Here is a 9640-nt window from a genome sequence, read left to right as displayed (position 1 = left end):
GTGCAGTTTTATCCTGTCCACCTCACGCAAAGCTGGTTAGCAACAAGGTGAAATTATGTAACTAAACAACTTGCGTAATGTGAGGTGTCCATATATGTATTCACGGGCGTCCTCCGAAACAGAACCCGATCCCCAAAGCATTTCTTACGCCACTCGGTCGACTGCCAGATGGGTTAGGGCGAGTAGGGCTTGTTTGTAATCGGAGTCGGGGAGTTCGCTTAGGGACTCGCGCGCTTGTTCGGCGGCTTCTAATGCTTTGTCGCGGGTGTACTGTAAAGCACCCGTTCGCTCCATAGCGGTTAATACGGTTTGTAAGTGCTCACGTCCGTCGCCTTGCTCAATCGCTTCACGAATCAGCTTTTGCTCGGTTTCGTTGCCGTGCCACATAGCGTATAACAGCGGCAGTGTTGGTTTACCTTCTGCTAAATCATCGCCGGCATTCTTGCCCATTGAGTCGCTGTCAGCTGTGTAATCCAGTAAATCATCTACAAGTTGAAAAGCAGTACCTAAATAGCGGCCGTAGTCCGCCAATTGAGCCGTAAGCTTTTCGTCCTGCCCTGTAAGTACACCTGCTAACTCCGTTGCGGCTTCAAACAGCTTGGCGGTTTTGCCGTAAATGACGTTGAAGTAGCTTTCTTCAGAGGTATCCGGGTCATTACAGTTCATTAACTGTAAGACTTCGCCTTCGGAAATAATGTTGGTGGCGTCCGCTAAAATACGCAATATACGCAGAGAGTCTAAGTCGACCATTAGCTGGAAAGCGCGGGTATAGAGAAAGTCACCCACTAGTACTGCGGCTTCGTTACCGAATACGGCGTTTGCAGTTTTGCGTCCGCGGCGTAAATCAGACTCATCGACGACATCGTCGTGCAGGAGTGTTGCAGTATGAATAAATTCTATAATGGTGGCGAGTTTTTGGTGATCGTTGCCGTCATAGTCCAGTGCCCGGGCGGTTAATACGGTCAGCAAAGGGCGCAGGCGTTTACCGCCGCTATTGACGATATAAATACCCAGCTGGTTAATTAAGGCAACGTCGGATTTTAGTTGTTCACCAATAAGCGCATTAACACCTAACATGTCGTCTTTGGCTAATGCGTTAATGGACTGCATATCCATCATAGATATCTGAAATTTACAAAATTTAACGGAAACCAGATGGTACACTAATTCAACGAGCTCGGAAACTCTAAAGGCGGCAAATTAGGACTTGCGATCGTTGGCGGGATTACGTACAATTCGCGCCCTGATTTGAATTTGGATACCCAATAGGGTTGTGGAGAATAATATGTACGCAGTATTCCAAAGTGGCGGTAAGCAGCACCGTGTGTCTGAAGGCCAAATCGTCCGCCTGGAAAAACTGGAAGCAGCTACCGGTGATGTAGTTGAATTCGACCAGGTTTTGATGGTTTCTGACGGCAGCGACGTAAAAATCGGTGCTCCGTTCGTATCCGGTGGCAAAGTGAAAGCAGAAGTGGTTGATCACGGTCGTGGCGATAAAGTTAAAATCGTTAAGTTCCGTCGTCGTAAGCACTCTCGTCGCCAACAAGGCCATCGTCAGTGGTTCACTGAAGTGAAAATCACTGGTATCAATAGCTAATTAAGGAGTAACGACATGGCACATAAAAAGGCTGGTGGTTCTACTAAAAACGGTCGCGATTCAGAGAGTAAACGCTTAGGTGTTAAGCGCTTCGGTGGTGAATCGGTTCTTGCAGGTAACATCCTGGTTCGTCAGCGCGGTACACGTTTCCACGCTGGTAGCAATGTTGGCATCGGTAAAGATCACACGTTGTTCGCGACCTCTGAAGGCAAGGTATCTTTCGAAACGAAAGGTAAGAATAACCGTAAATATGTGAGCGTTATTACTGACTAATAACCTCGACATAAACTGAAAAGTTTCGGTTCGAAAGCCCTGCCATTACGGCGGGGCTTTTTCTTATGTGCTAGAATTTTGCACAATATTTAATGAGTGATAAGTAGCAGATTGCGATGAAATTCGTTGATGAAGTAGAAATTCGTGTCGACGCCGGCGACGGCGGTAATGGCTGTATCAGTTTTCGCCGCGAAAAATATATACCGAAAGGTGGTCCAGACGGAGGCGACGGCGGTGATGGCGGTGACGTCTACCTGCAAGCCGATGAAAACCTGAATACGCTTATCGACTATCGTTTTGAACGTTTCCATAAAGCGGAACGTGGTCAAAACGGTATGGGTAAGAATTGCACAGGTAAACGAGGCAGTGACATTACGTTGACGGTTCCTCCGGGAACTCGTGCGACTGATATTGATACCGGCGAAGTCATTGGCGATTTGACCAAACATGGACAAAAACTGCGGGTTGCTAAAGGCGGCTTTCATGGTTTGGGAAACACCCGTTTTAAAAGCAGTGTGAACCGCGCGCCACGCCAAAAAACAGACGGCACGCCCGGAGAAGTGCGTAACCTGAAACTGGAGTTGATGCTGCTAGCCGACGTTGGTCTGCTAGGTATGCCAAATGCGGGTAAGTCGACATTTATTCGTTCAGTATCTGCGGCAAAACCAAAAGTCGCCGACTATCCGTTTACCACCTTGGTTCCTAACCTGGGTGTTGTAACGCCGGCGCCGGGACAGAGTTTTGTGATAGCTGATATTCCTGGACTTATTGAAGGGGCTGCAGAAGGTGCAGGGCTAGGTATTCGTTTCTTAAAACACCTTGAGCGCTGCCGGCTGCTATTGCACTTAGTTGATTTAGCACCGTTTGATGAAACGGATCCGGCCGAACAGGCTCGTATCATTATTGATGAGTTAGAAAAATACAGCCCGAAGCTGGCAGAAAAGCCACGCTGGCTGGTTATTAATAAAGTTGACTTGGTCTTAGATGAAGAAGTCCAGGAGCAAGTCGATGCATTGGTGAAAGAGTTGAACTGGGACGGTCCCGTGTTCCAGATTGCGGCGTTGGAAGGTAGGGGCTCGCAAGAACTTTGTCGTGAAGTCATGAACTATATTGAAACGTTGCCCGTACCGCATATGGAAGAGCAGGAAGAGGCCGATCCGGTTGAATTTAAGTGGGACAGTTACCACGAAGATGTTATGGATGAACACTTTGATGATGATGAAGACGACGATGACGACGACGATCATGGCGTCGAAGTCATTTATCAGAAGTAGCCTGGCGTTATTACGTCAGATTCTATGTTGAAGCTTAAATCCCGCCTGATGCAATAGCATCAGGCTATACGAAGGTAATTCTGGATGAAAATATCGCTTGTAGTTGCAATGGCAGACAATAGAGTCATAGGAAAAGACAATAAAATGCCGTGGCATTTGCCTGACGAACTCCAGTATTTCAAAAAAATTACGTTGGGTAAGCCAATTGTTATGGGGCGAAATACCTTTGAATCAATTGGCCGCCCATTACCCGGTCGTAAAAATATTGTCCTGAGCAGAACTTCAGAAGCTCGAGAAACCCATGATGGTCAAGTACTCTGGGTTAATGGACCGCAACAAGCGATAGCTGCAGCCGGTCCCGTAGAAGAAGTCATGATCATTGGTGGTGGAAAAATTTATGAAAATTTTTTACCGCTGGCAGACCGCTTATATGTTACTAAAATAGACCTAAATGTTGACGGCGATACCTTCTTTCCTGATTACGAGGAAGTCGCTGACTGGCAAGAGGTAGAGCGGCAAAACTTTGCCGCAAACGAGAGAAATTCCAACGATTTTACTACCCTTATTTTCGATAGGAAACGTTAATAAGACGTTATAATTTCAGTCACTTACGTGACTTGCAGCCCATTGCAGAGCGACTCATATCGTAGTATCATCCTGATGAATTTTTGAACAATCTTGTGATGGGGTTTTAGATGAAAGCGATTGTATTAGGCACCTTGATGGCTGCGGTTGCAGTAACTGGCGCAACTTTTTCAAAAAACGCAGAAGCGAACGAATTGGCGTTAAGCCTTTGCACCTACGTTCAGGGTGACGACACCATGCGTATGCGTAAAAAGTTACGTGACTCACGCGTGCGTGTCCGTGACATCTATTCAGGCATCCAGTGTAATGGTCAAAGCTTATTGCAGTTCGCAATGGCAAATGGCTCACAAGACATTGGCGAGTTTATTGTTGGACGTTTATCAGTAGACGAACTGAAAAGCTCTGGTGACTACGAATGGGCACAGTCTAACGGTCACGGCGGCTCGCCGATTGCTGCAGCAATTAAAGAGCGCGCAGGCCTTTAATTACAAAGCTAAAATGAATTACTAAAAACCCGCAAGCTTAGCCTGCGGGTTTTTTTACATCTTCTAACAATTCTTTCAGTTACTTACCTTTTATTTTTCCCACTTCTCAACGACAATAACTCACTGTGATTCAATTCAACTGGACTGATTATGAAACAGTGGATGCTGGTTTCCATACCCTTGTTAGTGTTGGGCGCGTTTAATAATAACGCCCAAGCACAACAACAAGAAAATACGGACACAATCGATAATGAGTGCTACCTGCCGGGAATTCAGGAACGCTTGGAATGCGGGATTGTTCAAGTTCCTGAAAACTATGAGAAACCTCAAGGTAAGCAAATAGGCTTGCATTATGCGGTGCTTCCAGCAATTCAGGAAGGCGCAAAGCCCGACCCAATGCTGATTTTAGCGGGCGGCCCAGGTCAGGCAGCCACCGAGTTGGCGCCGATGATTTCCCGAATGTTCGATAAGGTTCGCCAAAAGCGAGATATCTTGTTGATCGATCAGCGTGGCACAGGGAAAAGTCATCCTCTTGAATGTGATATCAGTCGTCCGGATGAACTGATACGAAGCGACGATGACCACGATTTAGCTGAGTTAACAGCGGACTGTTTATTAAAATACCCAGACACCGACACAACTCAGTATCACACGGTGAATGCTGTTAAGGACTTTGAGAGCGTTCGTGAGCATTTAGGGGTTCAGCAACTGAATTTATACGGTGGGTCTTATGGAACTCGGGTTGGGTTAACCTACTTACGAGAAGCGCCGGAATCTGTGCGTACTGCTACCTTAGATGCCGTAGCTCCGCCTCAAGTGGTAATTGGTCCGTTTGGTCAACATGGGGCGCAAGCATTTGACGCTATGCTGAAGAACTGCGAAGAGCAAGCTGCTTGTCAGGAACAGTTTCCCAATTTAGAGCAAGACTATTTTGATGTTATGTCCGCTTTAGAAAAACAGGACGTACTGCTGGATACCCATGATCCTCTGTCTTTCGAACCAATTACCATAAACTTAACACCCGGGCGTTTTAGTTCTATTGTGCGTATGGCGTTATATCACCCAAATACACGTCAGCTTTTGCCTTATGCGATTCATTCGGCTTCGGAGAAAAACTACAAAGCTGTATTGGGGTTAATGGGCGGCACAATGTCACAAAGCAATATTTATCTCGGTCTAATGTTATCGGTAGTGTGCAGCGAGGACTTACCTCGTGCGACCGAGCAGATGCTAGCAGAAGACGGAGACAACCAATTTATTGGTGCCCGGACTGGTGATGCGTTTATCGATATGTGCAGGGGCTGGAAGTCGGTTTCGGTGCCATCCTATTGGTCGGAACCGGTGGTTAGCGATAAACCCGTGTTATTACTCTCGGGAGAGTTGGATCCGGTGACTCCGCCTTCATGGGGGGAGTTAGCCGCAGAAACCTTACCCAATAGTGTGCACTTAGTTGCGCCAAACGCGAGTCATACTATTGCCAGCCATACCTGCGCCAACAACCTCATTGCTGAGTTTATTGAAACCGCAGATGTCAGCGCCCTTGACGGTAGCTGTTTGCAAGAACAACGCCTAAAGCCGTTCGTACTAAATCAAAATGGAGCGGGGCTGTAAGATGATTAATGTCGATAAACTGAGTAAAACCTTTAAGAGTGTGCAGGCCCTGAACGCGCTGAGTTTTCAGGCAAAAGACGGAGAAATCACAGGCTTGCTAGGCCCCAACGGCGCAGGAAAAACCACCTGCCTCCGCATTATTTACGGCTTACTACAAGCAGATGAAGGGAAGGCGGAAATAGAAGGCGTTGATGCTAACGTAAACCCAATGGGCGCGCGCAAAAATTTAGGTATCTTTCCGGATAAATTCGGGCTTTATGAACGTTTGACCGTGCGTGAGCAGGTGGCGTACTTTGCTGAACTGCATGGATTAAGCGGCAGCGCTCAAAAAGAAGCGGTATCTCAAGTAATTAAAAAGCTGGATATTGAAGAGTTGGCTGACCGCCGTACAGGTGGCTTTTCTCAAGGGCAACGCATGAAAGTGGCATTGGCTCAGGCTTTAGTACACAGCCCTAAACACCTTATTTTGGATGAACCAAGTCGCGGGTTAGATGTAATGAGCACTCGAATTTTGCGCGACGTACTGCGCGAACAAAGGGCTCAGGGTACCTGTATTTTATTTTCCAGCCATGTCATGCAGGAAGTGGCGGCCTTGTGCGACCGTGTTGTGGTCATGGCTTCAGGGAAAGTGGCGGCGGAAGGAACACCGGAAGAGCTTTGTCAGATGACGGGCGAAGAGCAGCTTGAAGATGCCTTCGTTAAAATTATCGGAACGGACGAAGGAATTGCGGCGTAATGAGTGCATTAACTACCGTATGGAAAAAAGAGTTCCGCGACGCAATACGCGATAAACGTTCAGTATTTGCGGCAATGTCTTATGCGTTTTTTGGCCCTATGCTTATGGCAGTGGCGTTTTTCTTCTTGATTTCACAGCTCACTGACCAAGCCGACGTCGGTATCGAGATAGAAGGTAAAGAATACGCACCGCAATTGGTCGAGTTTTTGAACGAGAACGGCATTGTTGAAAAGCAAGGCGGTTGGTCAGAAAACGAAACCCCAATTATATTGCGTTTGCCAGAAAGCTGGTCCACCAAAATTGCTGACGCTGAGCCTGTTGAAGTTGAATTAAATGCAGACTGGTCTTCTCAGAAGCAGCAAACTGATATCAAGCGTGTCGAAAAGGCGGTACAAGCCTATAGCAGTCAAATTGCCAGTTATAGGCTCATTCTTCGTGGTGTTGACCCACGCGTTGTGCAGCCTATTCAGCTGCAAAAGCAGGACGTTGCCACAAAGGGCTCGAAAGCAGCACTGATTATGGGCTCCGTTTTGGTATTTATTATTTTGTCAGTGTTTTGGTCAGGCATGAACGTGGCTATTGATATTAGTGCCGGGGAGCGAGAGCGAAACTCACTTGAGTTCTTGTTGAGCCAGCCATTAAGCACTTGGAATATAGTGACAGGTAAGGCTCTGACAGCCTCTACCTTCTCGCTATTTGGTGCCGCACTGTCGTTGATTATTATTCCTATTATTTTTGCTTACGTGCCGCTTCACGAAATTGGTATGAACGTGAATTTTAGCGTTGGCATGATGCTACTCATGTTCGTATTGCTTGTGCCGTTAGCGCTATTTGCAACCGCATTACAGCTGTTCGTTTCTTTTCGGGCAAAAAATTTCAAAGAAGCACAGACTTATATTAGCTTCCTGTTGATTATTCCAATGGCGGCATCCTTTGGCGTAGAGTTTGCCCGACTTAAAAATCCAATACTCTATTACTTGCCCCTCACCGGACAACATCAGGCTTTTCTGTCACTCATTCGCGGAGAGTCTATTAACGTAATGGGCACAGTGATAAGCGGCATAGCCACCTTCGTCGCCGCTTTATTGCTCATAAAATACATAGCACGCCTTCTCAAAAGCGAGAAAATAGTCTTCGGCCTGTAGCTCCAGGGCAGGCTACTCACTTGCTTCGCTTGAGCATTGAGTCCTTCTGTGGCGGATAGAGAGCGCGCCCGACGGTTAGAGTGGGCTGCTATGGAGGTGTGCAGCGCCATGGATGGCGCTGCCCAAGCCCTACAAGGATGTATTCACGGGCGTCCTCCATAGTAGCCCCTATAGCCTCAGCGCTCTCTATCTGCCACCTCACCTTCAGTCGAGTAGGCGACCGTAGTGGTAGTAGAACCATTGAGCTAAGCGGCGGAATTTGGGGAGGGGGAATGGTTTTAGTTGCGACTGGTAGTAGGGCAGTTTGGGTAGAGCTGCTCCCATGGCGCATTCGGCTAATCGTTGGCCGGCTAGTGCGCTGAAACTAACACCGGCGCCGCAGTACCCCATGCTGGCGTATATGTTGTCGCTGAATTTGCCGACGCGAGGATAGTCGTCAAGTGATACGCTGACCCAGCCGCTCCAAAAGTGGTCCCATTGGGTAATATCTTTGAGCTGAGGGAATGTTTGGTGCATTGCTTTTAACAACCGCTTGGCGAAAACTGGGTCTTCCGCATTTTTTCCCTGAATTGCTCCTCGGCCGCCAAATAATAAGCGGTTGTCAGGCAGTAGGCGGAAGTAATACTTCAGAATCCGCGTATCCATGATGGCATACTCTGGTGATAAACGAATACTATCAGCTTGCTCTTGTGACAACGGTGGTGTGGTAATGATGCTCGAGAGAACCGGTAAAGAGCGGCTAGCGAGCTTGGGAAGTAATTGTTGGGATGTATAGCCATTCGAACAAACCAATAGCTTACGAGCCCGCACATTGCCTTTGGCTGTTTCCAGATAAACGCCTTTTTTACCTAAAGAAGCCGCTGAAGTGACCGGGCAGTGTTCAACTAGTTGCGCTCCGGCTTTAGCGGCTCGGCGGGCCGTTGCTGCGGCTAGTAATAATGGGTTAACGGCAAAACAGTCAGTAAAGCGAAGGGCTGCGTGCGCTTGAGGACTATCGATAACTTGACTTAAAGCGCTGTTATCTAACCACTCAACAGGTTGTTCAAATTGTCTAAGACTGTCGTATTGCTGTTGTAAGGGGGTTACTGACGCTAGCTTATGAGCAACTTTTAAATAGCCGCCGCTTTGACGTTGGCAATGCTCAGGGCACTCTTCAATGGTTTTTTCAATAAGCCTCAAACCTAACCCATGCTCTTGGGCTATACCCTTAGCAACGTCCTCACCAAAACGCTTAGCCCAAGCTGAAAGTCCCAGCCTGCCCGTACTTTTCATGACAAAACCGGCGTTGCGTGATGAACAGCCCCAAGCCAGGTTGTTTGCTTCAAAGACAGCAACAGAATGTCCGTTTTCAGCCAACGTCCGAGCCGCGTTAAGACCCGTATAACCGCCGCCAATTATTGCAAAGTCCACATCCTCCGGTGCATCAGCACACTGCGGAAATTCGGCCTGAGTATGCAGCTGCCAATAACTAGCTCCAGGAGCATCATGAGGCCCCGGAGGCGCATTAACCAAAGGATCATACATAATCACCACCTATAGCAGAGAAAGAAGGTAGTGAGCGCTGAGGTTACAAGGACTATTATGGAGGACGCCCGTGAATACGTATATGGACACCTCACATTACGCAAGTTGTTTAGTTACATAATTTCACCTTGTTGCTAACCAGCTTTGCGTGAGGTGGACAGGATAAAACTGCACTCGTATATACGGCCTGTTTTGAGCTGCAAGTGATTCCTCAGTGAGCTCTGGCCTTCATGGATAACCGCACCCTTGGCGCTATATCGTCCCTTCTGAGTTATAACTCACTAGGTTCTCTCGGCATCTCAAGGGTCGGTTTTACCTGTTGCACCATGCAACTACGCATTGCTGGATGAGACTTAAATACTGTTTTAATTCAATTTAAATTCCTGCTGCTTGTGTAGCATAGCCCAGGA

10 protein-coding genes are annotated in these 9640 nt (G+C 47.6%); 8 read left to right on the top strand and 2 right to left on the bottom strand.

Going from position 1 to position 9640, the window contains the following annotated elements:
• Positions 1 to 144 precede the first annotated feature (144 nt).
• The gene (gene ispB, locus BLT32_RS12635) at positions 145 to 1116 is read right to left on the bottom strand and encodes an octaprenyl diphosphate synthase (protein WP_053954621.1); all 972 of its coding nucleotides are present in this window, start codon (positions 1114 to 1116) and stop codon (positions 145 to 147) included.
• A 169-nt stretch (positions 1117 to 1285) separates the two neighbouring features.
• Here ispB and rplU point away from each other — a divergent pair, with 169 nt between their 5' ends.
• The 8 genes from rplU (at position 1286) to BLT32_RS12595 (ending at position 7706) form a co-directional block, all read left to right on the top strand.
• On the top strand, positions 1286 to 1597 hold the full coding sequence (rplU, locus tag BLT32_RS12630) for a 50S ribosomal protein L21 (RefSeq protein ID WP_053954620.1): 312 nt from the start codon (positions 1286 to 1288) through the stop codon (positions 1595 to 1597).
• Between the two features lie 15 nt (positions 1598 to 1612).
• Positions 1613 to 1870 (top strand): 50S ribosomal protein L27, encoded by a 258-nt coding sequence (rpmA, locus tag BLT32_RS12625; protein WP_053954619.1) that lies wholly within the window; start codon positions 1613 to 1615, stop codon positions 1868 to 1870.
• Positions 1871 to 1986: 116 nt separating this feature from the next.
• A complete protein-coding gene (gene cgtA, locus BLT32_RS12620) occupies positions 1987 to 3144 on the top strand; it encodes an Obg family GTPase CgtA (RefSeq protein ID WP_053954618.1) in 1158 nt (385 codons plus the stop codon).
• Positions 3145 to 3228: 84 nt separating this feature from the next.
• The gene (gene folA, locus BLT32_RS12615; RefSeq protein ID WP_053954617.1) at positions 3229 to 3729 is read left to right on the top strand and encodes a type 3 dihydrofolate reductase; all 501 of its coding nucleotides are present in this window, start codon (positions 3229 to 3231) and stop codon (positions 3727 to 3729) included.
• A 110-nt stretch (positions 3730 to 3839) separates the two neighbouring features.
• Positions 3840 to 4214, top strand: coding sequence for a DUF3718 domain-containing protein (locus BLT32_RS12610; protein WP_053954616.1), 375 nt, complete (start codon positions 3840 to 3842; stop codon positions 4212 to 4214).
• A 150-nt stretch (positions 4215 to 4364) separates the two neighbouring features.
• On the top strand, positions 4365 to 5825 hold the full coding sequence (locus BLT32_RS12605; protein ID WP_053954615.1) for an alpha/beta hydrolase: 1461 nt from the start codon (positions 4365 to 4367) through the stop codon (positions 5823 to 5825).
• A gap of 1 nt (position 5826) precedes the next feature.
• Entirely contained in the window at positions 5827 to 6561 is a 735-nt protein-coding gene (locus BLT32_RS12600) for an ABC transporter ATP-binding protein (protein ID WP_053954614.1), read from the top strand.
• Positions 6561 to 7706 carry an ABC transporter permease gene (locus tag BLT32_RS12595; RefSeq protein ID WP_053954613.1) on the top strand — a complete coding sequence of 382 codons (1146 nt, stop codon included), beginning with the start codon at positions 6561 to 6563 and terminating at the stop codon, positions 7704 to 7706. Before BLT32_RS12600 ends, BLT32_RS12595 begins: the two co-directional genes overlap by 1 nt.
• A gap of 204 nt (positions 7707 to 7910) precedes the next feature.
• On the opposite strand, the gene BLT32_RS12590 is transcribed toward BLT32_RS12595, so the two are convergent.
• On the bottom strand, positions 7911 to 9230 hold the full coding sequence (locus BLT32_RS12590; protein WP_053954612.1) for an NAD(P)/FAD-dependent oxidoreductase: 1320 nt from the start codon (positions 9228 to 9230) through the stop codon (positions 7911 to 7913).
• Positions 9231 to 9640: the final 410 nt, after the last annotated feature.

Origin of the sequence: Idiomarina zobellii (assembly GCF_900100855.1) — a bacterium.
In the GTDB taxonomy this organism is placed as follows: domain Bacteria; phylum Pseudomonadota; class Gammaproteobacteria; order Enterobacterales; family Alteromonadaceae; genus Idiomarina; species Idiomarina zobellii.
This window is presented reverse-complemented; position numbering and strand designations above follow the sequence as displayed.